Annotated in this window: 24 protein-coding genes; 18 read left to right on the forward strand and 6 right to left on the reverse strand. The window is 59.8% G+C overall.

Translation table 11 applies throughout. The annotated features are described in order from the left end of the window. Positions 1–307: 307 nt before the first annotated feature. From AB5I78_RS05060 to hisC, 10 genes are all read left to right on the forward strand, one after another. Positions 308–1,117, forward strand: coding sequence for an ATP-binding cassette domain-containing protein (locus AB5I78_RS05060; protein WP_262207110.1), 810 nt, complete (start codon positions 308–310; stop codon positions 1,115–1,117). Continuing rightward, a complete protein-coding gene (gene mlaE, locus AB5I78_RS05065) occupies positions 1,117–1,914 on the forward strand; it encodes a lipid asymmetry maintenance ABC transporter permease subunit MlaE (protein WP_106578684.1) in 798 nt (265 codons plus the stop codon). Before AB5I78_RS05060 ends, mlaE begins: the two co-directional genes overlap by 1 nt. Then, positions 1,914–2,381: an outer membrane lipid asymmetry maintenance protein MlaD gene (gene mlaD / locus AB5I78_RS05070; protein WP_005784855.1), complete on the forward strand. Its 468-nt coding sequence runs from the start codon at positions 1,914–1,916 to the stop codon at positions 2,379–2,381. The genes mlaE and mlaD overlap by 1 nt, the downstream gene beginning before the upstream one ends. Positions 2,382–2,392: 11 nt before the next feature. Beyond that, a complete protein-coding gene (locus AB5I78_RS05075; protein ID WP_119736621.1) occupies positions 2,393–3,043 on the forward strand; it encodes a phospholipid-binding protein MlaC in 651 nt (216 codons plus the stop codon). Further along, on the forward strand, positions 3,040–3,345 hold the full coding sequence (locus tag AB5I78_RS05080; protein WP_106578686.1) for a lipid asymmetry maintenance protein MlaB: 306 nt from the start codon (positions 3,040–3,042) through the stop codon (positions 3,343–3,345). The genes AB5I78_RS05075 and AB5I78_RS05080 overlap by 4 nt, the downstream gene beginning before the upstream one ends. A gap of 114 nt (positions 3,346–3,459) precedes the next feature. After that, a complete protein-coding gene (locus tag AB5I78_RS05085; RefSeq protein WP_008434291.1) occupies positions 3,460–3,699 on the forward strand; it encodes a BolA family protein in 240 nt (79 codons plus the stop codon). Positions 3,700–3,722: 23 nt separating this feature from the next. Next, positions 3,723–4,988, forward strand: coding sequence for a UDP-N-acetylglucosamine 1-carboxyvinyltransferase (gene murA / locus AB5I78_RS05090; RefSeq protein WP_106578687.1), 1,266 nt, complete (start codon positions 3,723–3,725; stop codon positions 4,986–4,988). A 256-nt stretch (positions 4,989–5,244) separates the two neighbouring features. Next, a complete protein-coding gene (gene hisG / locus AB5I78_RS05095; RefSeq protein ID WP_003188599.1) occupies positions 5,245–5,880 on the forward strand; it encodes an ATP phosphoribosyltransferase in 636 nt (211 codons plus the stop codon). Between the two features lie 127 nt (positions 5,881–6,007). After that, positions 6,008–7,333, forward strand: a complete 1,326-nt coding sequence (gene hisD / locus AB5I78_RS05100; protein WP_369302598.1) for a histidinol dehydrogenase — start codon at positions 6,008–6,010, stop codon at positions 7,331–7,333. A 3-nt stretch (positions 7,334–7,336) separates the two neighbouring features. Continuing rightward, complete coding sequence (hisC, locus tag AB5I78_RS05105; RefSeq protein ID WP_369302599.1) at positions 7,337–8,389, forward strand: histidinol-phosphate transaminase; 1,053 nt, start codon at positions 7,337–7,339, stop codon at positions 8,387–8,389. Positions 8,390–8,519: 130 nt separating this feature from the next. Here hisC and AB5I78_RS05110 read toward each other — a convergent pair whose 3' ends face one another. Both AB5I78_RS05110 and upp read right to left on the reverse strand, forming a co-directional pair. Further along, positions 8,520–9,794: a uracil-xanthine permease family protein gene (locus tag AB5I78_RS05110; RefSeq protein ID WP_369302600.1), complete on the reverse strand. Its 1,275-nt coding sequence runs from the start codon at positions 9,792–9,794 to the stop codon at positions 8,520–8,522. 2 nt (positions 9,795–9,796) lie between these two features. Continuing rightward, entirely contained in the window at positions 9,797–10,435 is a 639-nt protein-coding gene (upp, locus tag AB5I78_RS05115) for a uracil phosphoribosyltransferase (protein WP_017138223.1), read from the reverse strand. Positions 10,436–10,599: 164 nt separating this feature from the next. Here upp and AB5I78_RS05120 point away from each other — a divergent pair, with 164 nt between their 5' ends. The 4 genes from AB5I78_RS05120 (at position 10,600) to AB5I78_RS05135 (ending at position 12,704) form a co-directional block, all read left to right on the forward strand. Then, on the forward strand, positions 10,600–11,157 hold the full coding sequence (locus tag AB5I78_RS05120) for a hypoxanthine-guanine phosphoribosyltransferase (RefSeq protein WP_025856323.1): 558 nt from the start codon (positions 10,600–10,602) through the stop codon (positions 11,155–11,157). A gap of 3 nt (positions 11,158–11,160) precedes the next feature. Next, the gene (locus AB5I78_RS05125; RefSeq protein WP_242194683.1) at positions 11,161–11,628 is read left to right on the forward strand and encodes a WbuC family cupin fold metalloprotein; all 468 of its coding nucleotides are present in this window, start codon (positions 11,161–11,163) and stop codon (positions 11,626–11,628) included. A 35-nt stretch (positions 11,629–11,663) separates the two neighbouring features. Continuing rightward, complete coding sequence (locus AB5I78_RS05130; protein WP_119736630.1) at positions 11,664–12,149, forward strand: hypothetical protein; 486 nt, start codon at positions 11,664–11,666, stop codon at positions 12,147–12,149. A 267-nt stretch (positions 12,150–12,416) separates the two neighbouring features. Beyond that, positions 12,417–12,704 (forward strand): PA4642 family protein, encoded by a 288-nt coding sequence (locus AB5I78_RS05135; RefSeq protein WP_369302601.1) that lies wholly within the window; start codon positions 12,417–12,419, stop codon positions 12,702–12,704. 68 nt (positions 12,705–12,772) lie between these two features. Here the strand turns inward: AB5I78_RS05135 and mqo are convergent, their stop codons facing one another. Next, positions 12,773–14,281, reverse strand: coding sequence for a malate dehydrogenase (quinone) (mqo, locus tag AB5I78_RS05140; RefSeq protein ID WP_106578695.1), 1,509 nt, complete (start codon positions 14,279–14,281; stop codon positions 12,773–12,775). Between the two features lie 724 nt (positions 14,282–15,005). Then, positions 15,006–15,239 (reverse strand): hypothetical protein, encoded by a 234-nt coding sequence (locus tag AB5I78_RS05145; protein ID WP_145165156.1) that lies wholly within the window; start codon positions 15,237–15,239, stop codon positions 15,006–15,008. 182 nt (positions 15,240–15,421) lie between these two features. On the opposite strand from AB5I78_RS05145, the gene AB5I78_RS05150 reads away from it, so the two are divergent. After that, positions 15,422–16,006, forward strand: coding sequence for a YajG family lipoprotein (locus AB5I78_RS05150; protein ID WP_064450736.1), 585 nt, complete (start codon positions 15,422–15,424; stop codon positions 16,004–16,006). A 57-nt stretch (positions 16,007–16,063) separates the two neighbouring features. On the opposite strand, the gene AB5I78_RS05155 is transcribed toward AB5I78_RS05150, so the two are convergent. Beyond that, positions 16,064–16,273, reverse strand: coding sequence for a hypothetical protein (locus AB5I78_RS05155; protein ID WP_106578697.1), 210 nt, complete (start codon positions 16,271–16,273; stop codon positions 16,064–16,066). A 183-nt stretch (positions 16,274–16,456) separates the two neighbouring features. Here AB5I78_RS05155 and AB5I78_RS05160 point away from each other — a divergent pair, with 183 nt between their 5' ends. Then, positions 16,457–16,714, forward strand: coding sequence for a hypothetical protein (locus AB5I78_RS05160; RefSeq protein WP_145165154.1), 258 nt, complete (start codon positions 16,457–16,459; stop codon positions 16,712–16,714). A 121-nt stretch (positions 16,715–16,835) separates the two neighbouring features. On the opposite strand, the gene AB5I78_RS05165 is transcribed toward AB5I78_RS05160, so the two are convergent. Continuing rightward, complete coding sequence (locus tag AB5I78_RS05165) at positions 16,836–17,999, reverse strand: 1-acyl-sn-glycerol-3-phosphate acyltransferase (RefSeq protein WP_178119739.1); 1,164 nt, start codon at positions 17,997–17,999, stop codon at positions 16,836–16,838. 131 nt (positions 18,000–18,130) lie between these two features. Here AB5I78_RS05165 and AB5I78_RS05170 point away from each other — a divergent pair, with 131 nt between their 5' ends. Both AB5I78_RS05170 and AB5I78_RS05175 read left to right on the forward strand, forming a co-directional pair. After that, positions 18,131–18,313 (forward strand): CPXCG motif-containing cysteine-rich protein, encoded by a 183-nt coding sequence (locus AB5I78_RS05170; RefSeq protein WP_145165150.1) that lies wholly within the window; start codon positions 18,131–18,133, stop codon positions 18,311–18,313. An 11-nt stretch (positions 18,314–18,324) separates the two neighbouring features. Then, positions 18,325–18,585 (forward strand): putative signal transducing protein, encoded by a 261-nt coding sequence (locus tag AB5I78_RS05175; RefSeq protein ID WP_106578701.1) that lies wholly within the window; start codon positions 18,325–18,327, stop codon positions 18,583–18,585. Positions 18,586–18,591: the final 6 nt, after the last annotated feature.

An 18,591-nucleotide genomic window follows, 5' to 3' on the forward strand; every position in this document is an offset into this window, starting at 1 on the left:
ATAGCCTGACGAAAAGTCGGCGATTATAGCGGTAATGATCAATTCCCTCACGCAAGTTCGTCAGGGTTTATTCTGCTAGTGCACGAGAATCATGCCCAGCAAGGTTTTTTGCCTGTCCCGAATCTGAACGAGCGCTGTTCCGGCCTTGGGGGCTCTGTACCACCAGTGATATAGTTCGCCGCCAGTTCGGTCCGCCCAACCCATGTGACTAATGAATGCGCACCTGTTGCAAACTATTGCGCACCCATTGCAAACGAATGTCGCAAACATGGTGTCTGAGTGAAAGGCTGCATCCCAAGGAGATTAGATGAGTGCCGATAACGCCTACGCGGTCGAGCTGAAGGGCCTTACCTTCAAGCGCGGGACGCGCAGCATCTTCAATAACATCGATATTCGCATTCCCCGCGGTAAAGTCACGGGCATCATGGGGCCTTCCGGTTGCGGCAAGACCACCCTGTTGCGCCTGATGGGCATGCAATTGCGCCCTAGCGCCGGCGAAGTGTGGGTCAACGGCCAGAACCTGCCGACACTGTCGCGCAGCGATCTGTTCGATGCCCGCAAGCATATGGGCGTGCTGTTCCAGAGCGGCGCCTTGTTCACCGACCTCGATGTTTTCGAAAACGTGGCGTTTCCGCTGCGGGTGCATACCCAGCTGTCCGATGAAATGATTCGTGACATCGTGTTGCTGAAACTGCAGGCCGTGGGCCTTCGCGGTGCCATCGACCTGATGCCTGACGAATTGTCCGGCGGCATGAAGCGCCGTGTCGCGTTGGCGCGTGCCATTGCTCTCGATCCGCAGATCCTCATGTATGACGAGCCCTTCGTCGGTCAGGACCCCATTGCCATGGGTGTGCTGGTGCGGCTGATCCGCCTGCTCAACGATGCGCTCGGCATCACCAGTATCGTGGTGTCCCACGACCTGGCTGAAACCGCGAGCATCGCCGACTACCTCTATGTGGTAGGCGATGGCCAGGTGTTGGGGCAGGGCACGCCTGAAGAGCTGATGAATGCTGACAACCCGCGCATTCGCCAATTCATGACCGGCGATCCCGATGGCCCGGTGCCTTTTCATTTTCCGGCAGCGGACTACCGCTCAGATCTTCTGGGGAAGCGCTGATGCGCAAGACATCTCTCATCGAAAAGGTTCGCCTTTTCGGTCGCTCGGGCATCGACATGGTCGAAGTGCTTGGGCGTTCGACGATTTTCCTGTTTCACGCGTTGCTCGGTCGCGGCGGCATAGGGGGCGGCTTTGGCCTGCTGCTAAAGCAACTGCACTCAGTAGGCGTGATGTCCCTGGTGATCATCGTGGTTTCCGGGATTTTCATCGGCATGGTGCTGGCGTTGCAGGGGTTCAATATCCTCTCCAGCTACGGCTCGGAGCAGGCAGTGGGGCAGATGGTCGCCCTGACGCTGTTGCGTGAGCTGGGCCCGGTGGTCACCGCCTTGCTGTTTGCCGGGCGCGCAGGTTCTGCGCTGACTGCCGAGATCGGCAACATGAAGTCCACCGAGCAGTTGTCCAGCCTGGAAATGATCGGCGTGGACCCACTCAAGTACATTGTTGCCCCGCGCCTGTGGGCCGGCTTCATTTCCCTGCCACTGCTGGCGATGATTTTCAGCGTGGTGGGCATCTGGGGCGGTTCGTGGGTGGCGGTCGACTGGTTGGGCGTCTATGACGGCTCGTACTGGGGCAACATGCAAAACAGCGTGACCTTCAGCGGCGACGTGCTCAATGGCATCATCAAAAGCATCGTTTTCGCCTTTGTAGTGACCTGGATCGCCGTATTCCAAGGCTATGACTGTGAGCCCACTTCAGAAGGGATCAGTCGCGCCACCACCAAGACCGTTGTGTACGCCTCGCTGGCGGTACTGGGCCTTGACTTCATTTTGACCGCCTTGATGTTTGGAGATTTCTGATGCAAAACCGCACTGTGGAAATCGGTGTCGGCCTTTTCTTGCTGGCTGGCATCCTGGCTTTACTGTTGCTGGCCCTGCGAGTCAGTGGCCTTTCGGCCAGCCCGACCGCCGATACTTATAAACTTTACGCTTACTTCGACAATATCGCCGGTTTGACTGTCAGAGCTAAAGTGACCATGGCCGGTGTAACCATCGGCAAGGTCACGGCAATCGATCTGGATCGCGACAGCTTCACCGGGCGAGTGACCATGCAGGTAGACAAGAAGGTAGATAATCTGCCGACTGACTCCACTGCATCTATTCTCACTGCGGGTCTGCTGGGCGAGAAGTACATCGGCGTCAGCGTGGGCGGGGAAACAGCCCTGCTCAAGGATGGTTCGACAATCCACGACACACAGTCGTCGCTGGTGCTTGAAGACTTGATCGGTAAATTCCTGCTCAATACGGTCAATAAAGACGCCAAATGAGGAATCTGTTCATGATCTCTACCTTGCGACGTGGCCTGCTGGTGCTGCTTGCAGCGCTGCCCCTGATGGCCAACGCGGCGGGTTCTGCGCACGATCTGGTGCAGGACACGACCAACAAAATGTTGGCTGACCTGACCGCCAACAAAGAGCAGTACAAGCAAGACCCAAGCAAGTTCTACGATGCGCTCAACACCATTGTTGGGCCAGTGGTTGATGCCGAAGGCATTTCCCGCAGCATCATGACGGTCAAGTATTCGCGCAAGGCAACGCCTGCGCAGATGCAGACCTTCCAGGAAAACTTCAAAAAGGGCCTGTTCCAGTTCTACGGTAATGCCCTGCTGGAATACAACAACCAGGGGATCACCGTTGCTCCGGCCGGGGATGAGTCAGGTGATCGCACCAGCGTCAACATGACCGTCAAGGGCACCAACGGCGCCGTCTACCCTGTGCAGTACACGCTGGAGAAGGTCAAAGGCGAGTGGAAACTGCGCAACGTGATCATCAATGGCATCAACATTGGCAAGCTGTTCCGCGATCAGTTCGCTGACGCCATGCAGCGCAATGGCAACGACCTGGATAAGACCATCAATGGTTGGGCCGGTGAAGTCGCCAAGGCCAAGGAAGAAACCGACAAACAAGCTGCCGGGAAGCCTGCGCAATGACCGAGTCGGCTGTTCGGCTTGGTGACGCCGGCGAATTATTCCTGAGCGGCGTGCTTGATTACCGCTCCGGGCCTGACCTGCGCAAGCAGGGCCAGGCGCTGATCAACAGCAGCAACGCGCCTGCGCTGGTGCTGGATTGCTCGGCAGTGACCAAGTCCAGCAGCGTCGGTTTGTCATTGTTGCTGTGCTTCATGAGGGATGCCGAGGCGGTCAAGAAACCGGTCAGCATCCGTGCGTTGCCTGAGGATATGCGCGAAATTGCCGAGGTTTCCGGTCTGACCGAGCTTCTGGCGCATCCTTAATAGCCAATATCAAGGAAGCCCCCCGTCAGAGTCCTGCTATGCGGGGTTCGCAGGCGCGGGGCTTTTTTGTATGATGTGCGACCCGTGCGCACTGGGCGCCGATAGAGGTTGAGCATGCAGGCCCTAGAAGTTAAAAGCTTCCTTGAAGGAAAGCTGCCCGAAACGAACGTAGAAGTTGAAGGCGAAGGCTGCAATTTCCAGCTGAACGTGATTAGCGATGAACTGGCGGCACTGAGCCCGGTCAAGCGTCAACAGCAGATCTATGCCCATTTAAACCCGTGGATCACCGATGGCAGCATCCACGCGGTCACTATGAAATTTTTCAGCCGCGCGGCCTGGGCCGAGCGCACCTGAGCCCCCAAGGCGTCGAGATTCTTATGGATAAATTGATTATTACCGGCGGTGCCCGCCTTGATGGCGAGATCCGCATTTCCGGTGCGAAAAACTCCGCCTTGCCGATTCTGGCAGCGACCCTGCTGTGCGATGGCCCGGTAACTGTGGCCAACCTGCCGCACTTGCACGACATCACCACCATGATCGAACTGTTCGGTCGCATGGGCATTGAGCCTGTGATCGACGAAAAACTGTCCGTCGAAATCGACCCGCGCACCATCAAGACCCTGATCGCTCCGTACGAGCTGGTGAAAACCATGCGCGCGTCGATCCTGGTGCTGGGCCCGATGGTTGCCCGTTTCGGTGAGGCCGAAGTGGCACTGCCTGGCGGTTGCGCCATCGGTTCGCGTCCGGTCGATTTGCACATCCGTGGCCTTGAAGCCATGGGCGCAACCATCGACGTCGAAGGCGGCTACATCAAGGCCAAGGCGCCGGAAGGCGGCCTGCGTGGTGCCAACTTCTTCTTTGATACCGTCAGCGTGACCGGTACCGAGAACATCATGATGGCCGCCGCTCTGGCCAACGGTCGCAGCGTCCTGCAAAACGCCGCGCGCGAGCCGGAAGTCGTCGACCTGGCCAACTTCCTGATCGCCATGGGTGCCAACATCACCGGCGCCGGCACTGACACCATCACCATCGACGGTGTTAAGCGTCTGCACTCGGCCACTTACAAAGTGATGCCGGACCGTATCGAGACCGGCACCTACCTGGTGGCTGCTGCCGTTACGGGTGGCCGCGTCAAGGTCAAGGATACCGATCCGACCATCCTTGAAGCCGTCCTGGAAAAACTCAAGGAAGCCGGTGCTGAAATCACCACCGGTGCCGACTGGATCGAGCTGAACATGCACGGTAAGCGGCCTAAAGCCGTCAACGTGCGGACCGCTCCTTACCCGGCGTTCCCGACCGACATGCAAGCGCAGTTCATTTCCTTGAACGCGATTGCCGAAGGCACCGGTGCCGTGATCGAAACCATCTTCGAAAACCGCTTCATGCACGTGTATGAACTGCACCGCATGGGCGCCAAGATCCAGGTCGAAGGCAACACGGCCATCGTCACCGGTATCGACAAGCTCAAGGGCGCGCCAGTGATGGCCACCGACCTGCGTGCGTCGGCCAGCCTGGTCATCTCGGCGCTGTGCGCTGACGGCGACACTTTGATCGACCGCATCTACCACATAGACCGTGGTTACGAGTGCATCGAAGAAAAACTGCAGATGCTCGGCGCCAAGATCCGCCGCGTACCGGGCTAGGTCCAGTAGCTGTAAACACCGTCACTGTGGCGGGCGGGCTTGTCGAGTCGTCGTACCGCCCGCGTAGCGACCCCCAAAACGGGACGCTATGCAGTCCAGCGCTGGGCAAGCCCGCTCGCCACGGGATGGTGTTTTGCTGTTAACTGAGCGTGTCCCTGCTGAACTTGTTTCAAATCGAGGCTGTAATGGCCTCGATCTGTGTCTGGCGCCGTTTGCGACCGGACAGCAATAGCCTGATGAAGGACTGACGTTTCCCATGTTGACCATCGCACTGTCCAAGGGCCGCATCCTTGACGACACTTTGCCGCTTCTGGCTGAAGCGGGCATCGTGCCGACCGAGAATCCGGACAAGAGCCGCAAGCTGATCATCCCCACGACCCAGGACGACGTTCGCCTGCTGATCGTGCGTGCCACTGACGTGCCGACTTACGTTGAACATGGCGCGGCCGACCTCGGTGTCGCGGGCAAAGACGTGTTGATGGAATACGGCGGCCAGGGCCTGTACGAGCCGCTGGACCTGCGCATCGCCCTGTGCAAGCTGATGACCGCCGGCCGTGTCGGTGACGTCGAGCCCAAAGGCCGCCTGCGCGTGGCGACCAAGTTCGTCAACGTTGCCAAGCGTTACTATGCCGAGCAAGGTCGCCAGGTCGACATCATCAAGCTTTACGGCTCGATGGAGCTGGCACCGCTGATCGGCCTGGCCGACAAGATCATCGACGTAGTCGACACCGGCAACACGCTGCGTGCCAACGGTCTTGAGCCTCAGGATTTCATTGCCGACATCAGCTCGCGACTGATCGTCAACAAAGCTTCGATGAAAATGCAACACGCCCGAATCCAGGCGTTGATCGACACCCTGCGCAAGGCAGTGGAGTCTCGACACCGCGGTTGACTCACCTGCGCGGCCGTAGGTCGCGCCCGTCTATCCGCCTCATAGCCAGAATTCTCAGGTGCCCAAGCGGAAACGACTGCTAGTTTAGGGCGCCTGAGTTTTTGCCAATTCTATTGAGGCCCTCGCTATGACCACGTCCACTGCAATTGCCCGACTCAACGCTGCCGACCCGGATTTCGCCCATCATCTGGATCATCTGCTGAGCTGGGAAAGCGTGTCCGACGACTCGGTCAACCAGCGGGTGCTCGACATCATCAAGGCGGTGCGCGAGCGCGGTGATGCGGCGCTGGTGGACTTCACCCGCCAGTTCGACGGCCTCGACGTCGCGTCGATGTCCGATCTGATCCTGCCGCGCGAACGCCTTGAGCTGGCGCTGACGCGCATCACCGCGCCGCAGCGTGAAGCCCTGGAAGTCGCAGCGGCACGCGTACGCAGCTACCACGAAAAACAGAAACAGGATTCCTGGAGCTACACCGAGGCCGACGGCACCGTGCTGGGCCAGAAGGTCACGCCGCTGGACCGCGCTGGGCTGTACGTGCCGGGCGGTAAAGCCTCGTACCCGTCGTCGGTGTTGATGAACGCTATCCCGGCCAAAGTGGCGGGCGTGACCGAAGTGGTCATGGTCGTGCCAACGCCGCGCGGCGAAATCAACGAGCTGGTGCTGGCTGCCGCGTGCATCGCCGGGGTTGACCGCGTGTTCACCATCGGCGGCGCTCAAGCTGTCGCGGCCCTGGCCTATGGCACCGAAAGCGTGCCGAAGGTCGACAAAGTGGTCGGCCCAGGCAACATCTATGTCGCCACTGCCAAGCGGCACGTGTTCGGCCAGGTCGGTATCGACATGATTGCCGGCCCTTCGGAAATCCTGGTGGTGTGTGACGGCCAGACCGACCCGGACTGGATCGCCATGGACCTGTTCTCCCAGGCCGAGCATGACGAGGACGCCCAGGCGATCCTCGTCAGCCCCGATGCCGAGTTCCTCGACAAGGTCGCCGCCAGCATCGACAAGCTGCTGCCCACCATGGAGCGCGCCGAGATCATCGAGAAGTCGATCAATGGCCGTGGCGCGCTGATCCTCGTACGCGACATGGAGCAGGCCATTGAGGTGGCCAACCGCATCGCGCCGGAGCACCTGGAGTTGTCCGTGGCCGACCCACAAGCCTGGCTGCCGTCGATTCGCCACGCTGGCGCGATCTTCATGGGCCGCCACACCAGTGAAGCCCTGGGCGACTACTGCGCCGGCCCGAACCACGTGCTGCCGACCTCCGGCACCGCGCGTTTCTCGTCGCCGCTCGGCGTGTATGACTTCCAGAAGCGCTCCTCGATCATCTTCTGCTCGCCACAAGGCGCTTCCGAGCTGGGCAAGACCGCCTCGGTACTGGCCCGCGGTGAATCGCTGAGCGCGCACGCTCGCAGCGCCGAATATCGCATCCTTGAAGACAAGAAGGGGAACTGAGACATGAGCAAATTCTGGAGCCCCTTCGTCAAGAACCTGGTGCCGTACGTGCCCGGCGAGCAACCCAAGCTGACCAAGCTGGTCAAGCTCAACACCAACGAGAACCCCTACGGCCCATCGTCCAAGGCGCTCGCCGCGATGCAGGCCGAGTTGAACGACAACTTGCGCCTGTACCCGGACCCCAACAGCGACCTGCTCAAGCAGGCGGTGGCCAGGTATTACGGAATCGACGCCGGCAAGGTCTTTCTCGGCAACGGTTCCGATGAAGTCCTGGCGCACATCTTCCACGGCCTGTTCCAGCACGATTTGCCGCTGCTGTTTCCGGACATCAGCTACAGCTTCTATCCGGTTTACTGTGGCCTGTATGGCATCAAGTCCGACCCGCTGCCGCTGGACGAGCAGTTCCAGATTCGTGTGGCCGACTACGCCAAGCCCAACGGCGGGATCATCTTCCCCAACCCGAACGCGCCCACCGGCTGCGTACTGGCGCTGGACGCGGTGGAGCAAATCGTCAAGGCCAGCCCGGATTCGGTAGTGGTCGTCGATGAAGCCTATATCGACTTTGGCGGCGAAACCGCTATCAGCCTGGTGGACCGTTACCCGAACCTGCTGGTGACTCAGACCCTGTCCAAGTCGCGCTCACTGGCCGGTTTGCGTGTGGGCCTGGCCGTGGGCCACCCGGACCTGATCGAGGCGCTGGAGCGGGTCAAGAACAGCTTCAACTCCTACCCGCTGGATCGCCTGGCGATTGTCGGCGCGGCGGCGGCGTTCGACGACCGTGAATATTTCGAGAAAACCTGCAAACAGGTGATCGACAGCCGCGACAAGGTGGTCGCGCAGTTGCAAGCCAAGGGCTTTGAAGTGTTGCCATCGGCGGCCAACTTCATCTTTGCTCGTCACCCACGGCACGACGCTGCCGGCCTGGCAGCCAAGTTGCGTGAGCAAGGGGTGATTGTGCGGCACTTCAAACAGGAGCGGATTGCCCAGTTCCTGCGGATCAGCATCGGTACGCCAGAGCAGAACCAGGCGCTGATTGATGGGCTCGGCGAGCTCTAAGCCACACTGAAGATAAAAAAATGTGGGAGCTGGCTTGCCTGCGATAGCGGTGTAGCAGTCGACATATCCGTCGTTTGATACACCGCCATCGCAGGCAAGCCAGCTCCCACACTGCTTTGCGTTGGGTCAGTTAGAGCAACGGCTCATCCGGCTTCTTGTTCTTCCAGCCATCATTGCCCGGCAGCAGCAGGTTCAAACTAATCGCTACCACCGCGCACAGGGCAATGCCCTTGAGGCCGAAATCATCCGGACCGGTGCCGGTGCCGACCAGCACACCGCCAATCCCGAACACCAGGGTCACCGACACAATCACCAGATTGCGCGCCTCGCCGAGGTCGATCTTGTGGCGGATCAGCGTGTTCATGCCCACCGCCGCAATCGAGCCGAACAGCAGGCACAGAATGCCGCCCATCACCGGCACCGGGATGCTCTGCAGCAGTGCGCCGAACTTACCGATAAACGCCAGGCTGATGGCAAATACCGCCGCCCAGGTCATGATTTTCGGGTTGTAGTTCTTGGTCAGCATCACCGCGCCGGTCACTTCGGCGTAGGTGGTGTTCGGCGGGCCGCCAAACAGGCCGGCGGCCGTGGTGGCAATGCCGTCACCCAACAGCGTGCGATGCAGGCCAGGTTTCTTCAGGTAGTCGCGACCGGTCACGCTGCCCACCGCGATCACACCGCCGATATGCTCGATCGCCGGGGCCAGGGCCACCGGGACAATGAACAGAATCGCCTGCCAGTTGAACTCCGGCGCGGTGAAGTGGGGCAGGGCGAACCAGGGTGCAGCGGCGATCTTCGCCGTGTCGACCACACCAAAGTAGAACGACATGGCAAAGCCCACCAGCACACCGGAAATGATCGGCACCAGGCGGAATATGCCTTTGCCGAACACCGCCACGATCAACGTGGTCAGCAGCGCTGGCATCGAGATCAGCATCGCCGTCTGGTAATGGATCAGCTCGCTGCCATCCCCGGCTTTGCCCATCGCCATGTTGGCGGCAATCGGCGCCATGGCTAGGCCGATGGAAATGATCACCGGGCCGATGACCACGGGCGGCAGCAGCCGGTCGATAAAGCCGGTGCCTTTGACCTTCACCGCCAGGCCGAGGAAGGTATAAACGAAACCGGCCGCCATCACCCCACCCATGGTCGCCGCGAGGCCGAACTGGCCCTTGGCGAGAATGATCGGGGTGATAAACGCAAAACTCGATGCCAGGAATACCGGCACCTGCCGCCCTGTCACCACCTGGAACAGCAACGTGCCCAGGCCAGCGGTAAACAGTGCGACGTTTGGATCAAGACCTGTGATCAGCGGCATCAACACCAACGCGCCAAATGCTACGAAGAGCATCTGTGCGCCAGACAGGATCTGGCGCCAAAGCGGGTCGTTGAAATCATCCTGCATGCTCACGCGTCCTTCTGCTTGGTGCCGAAGATCTTGTCACCGGCATCGCCCAGGCCTGGAATGATGTAGCCGTGTTCGTTCAGGCGCTCATCGATGGACGCGGTGTAGATCTGCACGTCCGGATGGGCCTTCTCGACGGCAGCAATGCCTTCGGGCGCAGCCACCAGCACCATGGCGCGGATGTCTTTGCAGCCGGCTTTTTTCAGCAGGTCGATGGTGGCGACCATGGAACTGCCGGTGGCGAGCATCGGGTCGATGATCATCGCCAGGCGCTCGTTGATTTCCGGAACGAGTTTTTCCAGGTAGGTGTGGGCCTGCAAGGTTTCCTCATTGCGGGCCACGCCAACGGCGCTGACTTTGGCGCCCGGGATCAGGCTGAGGACGCCTTCAAGCATGCCGATACCGGCGCGCAGGATCGGCACCACGGTGATTTTCTTACCGGCGATTTTCTCGACCTGGACGGGGCCGGCCCAACCAGGAATCTCGTAGGTTTCCAGGGGCAAATCTTTGGTTGCTTCGTAAGTGAGCAGCGCTCCGACTTCCTGAGCAAGCTCACGGAAGTTCTTCGTGCTAATGTCGGCACGGCGCATAAGGCCGAGTTTGTGTCTGATCAGCGGGTGGCGGATCTCGCGAGTGGGCATGGGAAAAGCTCCGGCGGCGGGCAAAAAAACCGGCCTAGATTAATCTATCCGAGGGTGTTGTCCTATAGACATCTAGTACGTTAGTCCATTAAGGCTTGAACGTTGCGCCTCACATGCGTACCTTTGCCCGCTTTTCTTGCCACAGCACCCCCTTGGAGAGCGACATGTCCGCTGATCTCGAGCATATCCGTCAAATCATGCGCGAGGCTGACTGCCTGTACACCGAAGCGCAAGTCGAAGAGGCGATCGCCAAGGTCGGCGCGCACATCACCCGCGAAATGGCTGACACCAACCCGGTGGTCTTCTGCGTGATGAACGGTGGCCTGATCTTCGCCGGCAAATTGCTGACTCACCTGCAATTCCCGCTGGAAGCCTCCTACCTGCACGCCACCCGTTATCGCAACGAAACCAGCGGCGGCGACCTGTTCTGGAAAGCCAAGCCGGAAGTCTCGTTCATCGACCGGGACGTGCTGATCATCGACGACATCCTCGATGAAGGGCACACCCTGGGCGCGATCATCGACTTCTGCAAACACGCCGGCGCGCGCAAAGTGCACACCGCCGTGCTGATCGACAAAGACCATGACCGCAAGGCACGCCCGGACCTGAAAGCCGATTACGTCGGTCTGCCATGCATCGACCGCTACATTTTCGGTTACGGCATGGACTACAAAGGCTACTGGCGTAATGCCAATGGGATCTTCGCCGTCAAAGGGATGTAAGCCATGGTCCGCTTTCTTGATCAAACACTGTTCACCGAACTGGCCGAGAAAGCGGCCGCCAGCCCCCGTGGCCGGCACCATCATAACTTTCATCAGATGGAAGAGCCTTGCCATCGCCTGGCCGTTGGCATGCAACCCGACACCTATGTGCCGCCGCATCGGCACCTGAGTGCGGACAAGGCAGAGACCCTGATGGTGCTCAAGGGCACCCTGGGCCTGCTGGTTTTCAGCGAAACCGGTGAGGTGATCGCCAAGCGCGTCCTGCAGGCGGGCGGCGAGTGTGCCGGTGTCGACCTGCCGCCCGGTGTATTTCACGGCCTGGTGGTGCTGGAGCCCGACAGCGTGTTGTTTGAATGCAAGGCCGGGCCGTATCGACCCGTAGGTGAGGGCGAGTTGGCTGACTGGGCGCCACACGAAGGCGATGCCGGCGTTGCCGAGTATCGACGCTGGATGCTCGCCCAGTTCGATTGAGCTACAGTGCTCGGCCATCTCTCTCGGAGCGGCCCATGAGCCTGTTGAAACGCACCTGCGCCGCCTTGGCGTTGACCCTCAGCTTGCCGCTGGCTGCGGCGCCTGCGCCGATGCACAGCCAGTTCCTGCCACCCGACGACCTCACCTTGCGTGCCGCCACGCCCGACCAGCAGCAACTGCTGCAAATCACCGAGTATGCGGTGGTGGTCGGCAATCAGCGTCAATCGACCCAGCAGCCGATCCCGGTGACGTCGCCGCTGATGATTCGCCTCAAGGGCAAACCCTTGAACAAAGGCGCGACCATCGCCCAGGTGGTGCTCAATTTTGATGCCGAAAGCAAAAGCCTGAAAAAGCCGGTATTCGATGAAAGCAGTAAGACCCTGACCTTGTCTTACCCGGTGGCCCAGTACCGCGTGATCGTTGACCTGCTGCGCAACGACACGGTGTATGTGCAGTTCCTCAGCTATGCCAACGGGCACATTTGGGCGGACCTGCACACCGGCGCCGTTCGCGCTAAATAGTGAGACCGCAGGTATCTACACAACTGCTGGCGAACACAAAATCTGTAGCAGGCGAGCTTTTGTGGTGAGTGGGGCAAGCCCGCTTACCACAGGGGATGTGGCGGCCTTTTATGCTGCGATGGTGGCGGGTCAGTGGGCCCAACTGTCACTGATGCACCGCCATCGCAGGCAAGCCAGCTCCCACATAGGTTCTTGGTCGCTTCCGAAGCGTGTGTGCCGCAGGTAAACTGCGTTTCCCGTGTAAATGTCTGCAGGCTGGAGTCGGTAATGCGTAAAGATAAGAAACAGGTGATTGGTGACGAGATTGGCGACGACCAGATCAAGTTGTTCCTGGACTTCGAGCCGGTTGACGCGACTTCACCGTCCCTGCACAAACTGATCAAAGCCTACCGTGGCTTGCGTATCGACGACTTCGCGCGGTTCCTGGGCTTTTTCAAGGAAGCCGGCCTGGATCTGGATGGCAAGGACGAGCATGGCCAGACCTTCGTTGACCTGATCAAGGATCAGCGCAACGCCGATGAGTACATTGAGTTGATCAACGCTGCCCGCAACTGAGTGCCCGAGACCTAAAAAAACGCCCCGTTCTCATGCCGAGAGCGGGGCGTTTTTATTGCGTCAAAGCCTTATGCGTAGCTTTCGGCTTCGTTGCTTTGCTCAACCAGTTCCAGGCTGATGTTGTTCTGCGTATTGATCTTGCGATACAGCTCGGCATCGGTCTCCAGGACTTTCTCGCGCGCCGGGAAGATCTCGTGCAGTTTGGCCGCCCACTCGCCCGCAGCCTTTTGCGGGAAGCAGCGCTCGATCAGTTCCAGCATGATCGACACGGTCACCGAAGCACCTGGAGACGCGCCCAGCAGGGCGGCCAGCGAGCCGTCTTTGGCCGCAACCAGCTCGGTGCCAAATTGCAGCACGCCGCCTTTTTTCGGGTCTTTCTTGATGATCTGCACCCGCTGGCCGGCGACTTCCAGGCGCCAGTCTTCGGCTTTCGCCTCAGGGTAGAAGCGGCGCAGGGATTCCAGGCGTTGCTCCATGGATTGGCGCACTTCGCTGACCAGGTACTTGGTCAGGTCCATGTTGTCGCGAGCCACGGCCAGCATCGGGCCGATGTTGCCGGCGCGAATCGACATTGGCAGGTCCAGGAACGAGCCGTGCTTGAGGAACTTGGTGGTAAAGCCGGCGTAGGGCCCGAACAGCAGGGATTTCTTGCCATCGACCACACGGGTGTCCAGGTGCGGCACGGACATCGGCGGCGAACCCACGGCGGCCTGGCTGTAGACCTTGGCCTGGTGGTGCTTGACCACCTCCGGGTTGTCGCAACGCAGCCACTGGCCGCTGACCGGGAAGCCGCCGAAGCCTTTGCTTTCTTCGATGCCCGAGGCTTGCAGCAGCGGCAGGGCCGCGCCACCGGCGCCGAGGAACACGAACTTGGCGTCGACTTCGCGGCTGTTGCCGCTGTTGACGTCCTTGATGCTCACGGTCCAGCCCGCGCCGTTGCGCTTGAGGCCAGTGACGCGCTTGCAGTACTTGACCTGAGCATCCGGTGCGCTGGTCAGGTGCGACAGCAGTTGATTGGTCAGGGCGCCGAAGTTGACGTCGGTGCCATTCATTACGCGGGTGGCAGCGATTTTTTCGTCGAGCGGGCGGCCCGGCATCATCAGCGGCATCCACTCGGCCATCTCGCTGCGGTCTTCGGTGTAGTGCATGTCCGAGAACGCGTGGTGCTGGCTGAGGGTTTCAAAGCGCTTTTTGAGGAAGGACACGCCTTTGTCGCCCTGCACGAAGCTCAGGTGTGGCACCGGGCTGATAAAGGATTTGGACGAGCCAAAGGTGCCTTTTTTGGTCAGGTACGCCCAGAACTGCTTCGACACCTCGAACTGGGTGTTGATGTGCACGGCTTTCTTGATGTCGATGGAGCCATCGGCGGCCTGCGGCGTGTAGTTCAGCTCACACAGCCCGGCGTGACCGGTACCGGCGTTGTTCCACGGGTTGGAACTTTCCGCGGCACCCGAATCCATCAGCTCAACGACTTCCAGCTTGAGGCCGGGGTCGAGCTCTTTGAGCAGTACGGCCAGGGTGGCACTCATGATGCCGGCCCCTACCAGTACTACGTCGACTGCTTCGTTATGCGCCATTTAACGCGTCTCCAAAATCTGCAGCACCAAATTGACGGCATGGCTGCCAGGAGTGACGGGGCGGTTCACGTGTTGCCCCAGGTTACCCATGGCCAGGATCGCCATGTCCGATTCGCAATTCTTTGCAACTTCAGCACACGCTTCCTGCCGGGCTAATCTGCCTATGAACGCATTCATAGGCGCCTGTGGCAATTCGACTTATGGTCAAAGCGTGCGATTTGTGCAACCAATCCGTAGCGGACAGGCTCAAGCTCCGGTGTTTGAGGAGTGCTCGGTCCTGTGTGGTTGGGCTGTTCCAGACGCTGATGGTGCTTGTACAAACGCCAAACTATTCATTTGCTCGCCACACTCTTGTGAAGTTGTGAAAACCCGTTTTTTCACGCTCTTTTGAAGACGTGAACCTCAAAAAAGGGCTGCCCCAGCCTGGCACCTGGCCCGCAAACCTCTGCCGACACGCGGCAAAACGGGCAAACAACTCAAGTGGCCGAGCGCAATGGCAGCTCTGGCAGATTCGGTAAGGCGGGTGGGTTGCAAAGAAAACAGCAAGCGCGCCAGCTTCACTCGATCTGTGTGGGCGGCTCTCTGTGGGCGATTGTTGGGTTAATACCGAGGCATTAACGATGCTGCGAGGCCCGATCAGGAGACGTCCTTATAATCGGGGGGAGATTGTAGCGAAGAACGCCGGGGAAATGGGCGTGTTTTATGACTTTTATTCGTGTCTTGGTCAGGAGGCCAACGCATGCCGCGGTTGTGCGTGCGTAACCTTCGGGCTGACCCGCGCGCTTGCCGGCAGCGGGCGGTGCATCCAGCCCAGGTGAGTCTCCGACACTTCTACCCAACCTTCGCCGACAGGCGGCAGGCTGCACTGCTTGAACGCCAGGCAATGGCCGTGCGCATCAAGCAGCGCATAGTGGCGATGACGGGCGTGTTGCATGAACAATGACTTGAGAAGGCGCATGGCTTTGTACCTGTTGCGTTACATGCTTGAAGGTTGCCAGTGTGGCATGACATTGGAATGACGGATTTATGCGAAATTGTAATTTGAGCATGCCTTCAGCTGCCGTTCAGGATGGCTGGTGAGTGGCGCGCATGCACCGTTATACTGGCGCCCTGTTTGCATCTAGTCCTGGAGAAATGAGTATGTTGCAACGCCTGTTGTTCGGTTTGATCACTGTGACCAGTTTGACCCTGGTTGGCTGCGCCAACAGCCCGCAACAACTCAGCCCGCAACCTAAAGTCACCGCGCAGCTGGCGCCTGTCGGTCACGGCCAGCCGGTATCGGTGCGTGTGGTGGACGGTCGTCCGTCGCCGACGCTGGGTTCGCGTGGCGGGCTGTACCCTGAGACCGCGCTTATCTCGGTCACCGGTCAAGACGTGCTGCCCAAGCTGCAGGCCCAGGCCGAAGCCGCCGTGCGCCTGTTGGGCTTCACACCTGCCAACTCGCCGGGCGCGCCTCAGCTGACCATCACCCTGGCCGAACTGAAATACCAGTCGCCCAAAGAAGGCTTGTACGTGACTGAAGCTTCCATTGGCGCGACGTTCAAGTCCGACGTCAGTGCTGGCACCCGTCGCTACAGTGGCCGCTACGGCGCATCGCTGAATCAGCGTTTCGGCATGTCGCCCAACCAGGAGACCAACACGAAGCTGGTCAGCGACGTCCTCAGCGACGCCCTGACTCGCCTGTTCAAAGACCCAAGCATCGGCCAGCTGCTCAGCGCGCAGTAACCCTGCATAAAAAAACCGGGCTCAGCGATGAGCCCGGTTTTTTTACGCCTGTCGCTTTCACGCCGCGGTTTCGACATAAAAGTCCAGCACACTCACACCGGTGAGCAGGTCCAGCTCCGGCAGGTCGGCGTGCTGGTGCCCGCCCAGCGCGCAATACACCAGCCAGTGGCGATCCTGGACATTGAAGGCCAGTGCGCCAACCAGCGCCTCTTGCTCATCGTTTGGGGCGATCAAATACAGCCGATCCTGGTTTTGCGCATGCAGCATGACAAGCTCCCGGGTGTTCGAAGGGCAACAGAGTGGCTTGTTAAGGTGACGTTCAGGTGACGCTGTAAATTAATGGATACATTAATCGTACTTGGGGGACGGAACGTTTCAGCGGCAGGAGGCCGATATCACTCAGGTTTGTATCTGAATTGATACCAGCACACTGTACGACTGAGGTTTGCGATGGCGCTGCCTGCACTGCTGATCAATGTTGTGGCTCTACTGGTGGCCTGCCCGGGCGCAGCGCTGCTGTTCATTACCCGTTTGCGCGAGCAGCGCGCACTGGCCGATCTGACCGCGCAAAGCGAAGATCGCGCGATTGACCAGCCGATGTTGTTTCTGGATGTGCGCACCGAACGGGCGCATCGTCTGGCTTACCGCGTCGGGTTTGCCTGCCTTGGGCTGGCGCTGGCCACGTCCTGGCTCAGTACTCACCTCTAAAAAACACCACAAAACAAATGTGGGAGCGGGCTTGCCCGCGAATGCAGGGGCTCAGTCGATACATCCTTGACTGAACCACCGCTTTCGCGAGCAAGCCCGCTCCCACATTTTGCTTCGGTGTTTACAGTGGAATCCCGGCTTTAACCCGATATTGATTCCTCACCGGCGTCGCGTACTGCACCACCAGGTACGGTCGATGCTCGGCCGGGCACTCACTCAAGCGCCGCTCCCACTCCGCTTGCGCCTTGGCCAGCTCATCGGCCGGGAACACCTCGGCCGCCGTCGGCACCTGCAATTGCGGGTCGGCGTCGCTCCACTGCGCGTACGCCAGGTAATGCACCGGGAACAGGCGATAGCCGCCGAGAATCTGCCGGTCCATTTCCACCGCCAGCAGCTTGGTGTCCTCGAAACGCTCGGTGATCGGCGGCGCAAAGTTCACATGCACACGGCCCTTGTAGCCGGTGATGCCCAGAGCGATGCTCACATCATCCTCGCCCGGCGCTTTGCTGTAGGTGCCAGTGGTGGCGCGGATATACAGTTCACGGGCCTTGGCCGTGTCGCAGGGGTCGTATTCGTAGCTGATCGACACCGGCGTCAGGTTCAGCGACTGGATCACCTCGGCAAACGGCTCATCCTTGCGGCTGACGTGAAACATCTTGAGGATCGCCGATTCGGTGCGATCATCGCCATCCTTGGCCCGGCCTTCGGCCTGGGCGATCCAGATCGACTGACAGTCGTTGCGGATCGAATGGTTGATGTAGGCCGACAGCAGGTTATACGCCGCCATCTTTTCCTTTCGCCCGGTGATCGAGCGGTGCACGATGAAGCTCTTGTTCAGGCGCATCAGGTCGCTGACAAACGGCTTTTGCAGCAGGTTGTCGCCAATGGCAATGCGCGGCGTCGGCAGGCCGGCGTGGTACACGGCGTAGTTGACGAAGGCGGGGTCCATCACGATGTCGCGGTGGTTGGCCAGAAACAGGTAGGCAGTGCCCGACTTAAGCTGTTCGACGCCGGTATAGGTAACGCCATCGGTTGCGCGGTCAATGGTGTGGTCGACGTAATATTCGACTTTGTCCTGCAGCGTGGCCACGGTGGTGACACCGGCGAACTCGCGGCGCAGCTTGCGGGCGATCATCGGCTTGAGCAGCCAGCCCAGGGCGCCGGCAAAGCGCGGGAAGCGGAAGTGGGTCAGGATGTCCAGAAAGGCCTTGTCACTGAACAGACGCGCCAGCACTGCCGGGACTTCGCTGTCGTTGTAAGGTCGGATGGTATCGAATTCGCCCATCATGCTCTCTTGTTAGAAACGGCTAGTGTAAGTAAAGGAAATATCAGGGTGCGGCCGCAATATTGGCTCTGCCGTGAATAGCCCTGTAAATAGACCGGCGATTATACGCACAAGTCACCTGGGAGACCGCGATGCTGGAAACCGAGTCGTACGATTGTCCTTATTGTGGTGAGCCGGCTGAGGCCGTGCTGGACCTTTCCGGCGGCGATCAGTCATACATTGAAGACTGCCCGGTGTGTTGCCGGCCGATAATCTTTGATCTGCAGGTACACGGTGACGAATGGATGCTCACGGTCCGCAGCGAAAACGAGTAACAGGTACGCCCATGCAGCGAATCTATGAACCGGAAAACCTGATGGAAGGCGAGTTGCTGCAACAAATGCTCGCCAGCGAGGGCATCGAGGCGCACCTGGTGGGGCGCCATTTACTCGGTGGTACCGGCGAATTGCCGATTTTCGGCCTGCTGGGCCTGGAGGTAGACAACGACCAGGCCGTTTACGCCCGTGAGCTGATTACGGCCTACATCGGCGCGCAACCGCTGCCCGGCGATGAACCAGACAGCTTTCCCGACGTATTGGTCTGTTAGGCTGTC

Origin of the sequence: Pseudomonas sp. N2-3-1-14, from assembly GCF_041228395.1 — a bacterium.
Lineage (GTDB): Bacteria > Pseudomonadota > Gammaproteobacteria > Pseudomonadales > Pseudomonadaceae > Aquipseudomonas.

What these genes read in the sequence shown, in the direction of transcription:
- AB5I78_RS05145 (WP_145165156.1), bottom strand. Translation starts at nt 15,239, where the DNA reads ATGCGCCTTCTCAAGTCATTGTTCATGCAACACGCCCGTCATCGCCAC.
- mlaE (WP_106578684.1), top strand. Translation starts at nt 1,117, where the DNA reads ATGCGCAAGACATCTCTCATCGAAAAGGTTCGCCTTTTCGGTCGCTCG.
- AB5I78_RS05120 (WP_025856323.1), top strand. Translation starts at nt 10,600, where the DNA reads ATGTCCGCTGATCTCGAGCATATCCGTCAAATCATGCGCGAGGCTGAC.
- AB5I78_RS05080 (WP_106578686.1), top strand. Translation starts at nt 3,040, where the DNA reads ATGACCGAGTCGGCTGTTCGGCTTGGTGACGCCGGCGAATTATTCCTG.
- AB5I78_RS05130 (WP_119736630.1), top strand. Translation starts at nt 11,664, where the DNA reads ATGAGCCTGTTGAAACGCACCTGCGCCGCCTTGGCGTTGACCCTCAGC.
- AB5I78_RS05125 (WP_242194683.1), top strand. Translation starts at nt 11,161, where the DNA reads ATGGTCCGCTTTCTTGATCAAACACTGTTCACCGAACTGGCCGAGAAA.
- hisD (WP_369302598.1), top strand. Translation starts at nt 6,008, where the DNA reads ATGACCACGTCCACTGCAATTGCCCGACTCAACGCTGCCGACCCGGAT.
- AB5I78_RS05165 (WP_178119739.1), bottom strand. Translation starts at nt 17,999, where the DNA reads ATGGGCGAATTCGATACCATCCGACCTTACAACGACAGCGAAGTCCCG.
- AB5I78_RS05155 (WP_106578697.1), bottom strand. Translation starts at nt 16,273, where the DNA reads ATGCTGCATGCGCAAAACCAGGATCGGCTGTATTTGATCGCCCCAAAC.
- hisG (WP_003188599.1), top strand. Translation starts at nt 5,245, where the DNA reads ATGTTGACCATCGCACTGTCCAAGGGCCGCATCCTTGACGACACTTTG.
- murA (WP_106578687.1), top strand. Translation starts at nt 3,723, where the DNA reads ATGGATAAATTGATTATTACCGGCGGTGCCCGCCTTGATGGCGAGATC.
- mqo (WP_106578695.1), bottom strand. Translation starts at nt 14,281, where the DNA reads ATGGCGCATAACGAAGCAGTCGACGTAGTACTGGTAGGGGCCGGCATC.
- AB5I78_RS05150 (WP_064450736.1), top strand. Translation starts at nt 15,422, where the DNA reads ATGTTGCAACGCCTGTTGTTCGGTTTGATCACTGTGACCAGTTTGACC.
- AB5I78_RS05060 (WP_262207110.1), top strand. Translation starts at nt 308, where the DNA reads ATGAGTGCCGATAACGCCTACGCGGTCGAGCTGAAGGGCCTTACCTTC.
- AB5I78_RS05175 (WP_106578701.1), top strand. Translation starts at nt 18,325, where the DNA reads ATGCAGCGAATCTATGAACCGGAAAACCTGATGGAAGGCGAGTTGCTG.
- AB5I78_RS05110 (WP_369302600.1), bottom strand. Translation starts at nt 9,794, where the DNA reads ATGCAGGATGATTTCAACGACCCGCTTTGGCGCCAGATCCTGTCTGGC.
- AB5I78_RS05075 (WP_119736621.1), top strand. Translation starts at nt 2,393, where the DNA reads ATGATCTCTACCTTGCGACGTGGCCTGCTGGTGCTGCTTGCAGCGCTG.
- AB5I78_RS05170 (WP_145165150.1), top strand. Translation starts at nt 18,131, where the DNA reads ATGCTGGAAACCGAGTCGTACGATTGTCCTTATTGTGGTGAGCCGGCT.
- AB5I78_RS05135 (WP_369302601.1), top strand. Translation starts at nt 12,417, where the DNA reads ATGCGTAAAGATAAGAAACAGGTGATTGGTGACGAGATTGGCGACGAC.
- AB5I78_RS05160 (WP_145165154.1), top strand. Translation starts at nt 16,457, where the DNA reads ATGGCGCTGCCTGCACTGCTGATCAATGTTGTGGCTCTACTGGTGGCC.
- mlaD (WP_005784855.1), top strand. Translation starts at nt 1,914, where the DNA reads ATGCAAAACCGCACTGTGGAAATCGGTGTCGGCCTTTTCTTGCTGGCT.
- AB5I78_RS05085 (WP_008434291.1), top strand. Translation starts at nt 3,460, where the DNA reads ATGCAGGCCCTAGAAGTTAAAAGCTTCCTTGAAGGAAAGCTGCCCGAA.
- hisC (WP_369302599.1), top strand. Translation starts at nt 7,337, where the DNA reads ATGAGCAAATTCTGGAGCCCCTTCGTCAAGAACCTGGTGCCGTACGTG.
- upp (WP_017138223.1), bottom strand. Translation starts at nt 10,435, where the DNA reads ATGCCCACTCGCGAGATCCGCCACCCGCTGATCAGACACAAACTCGGC.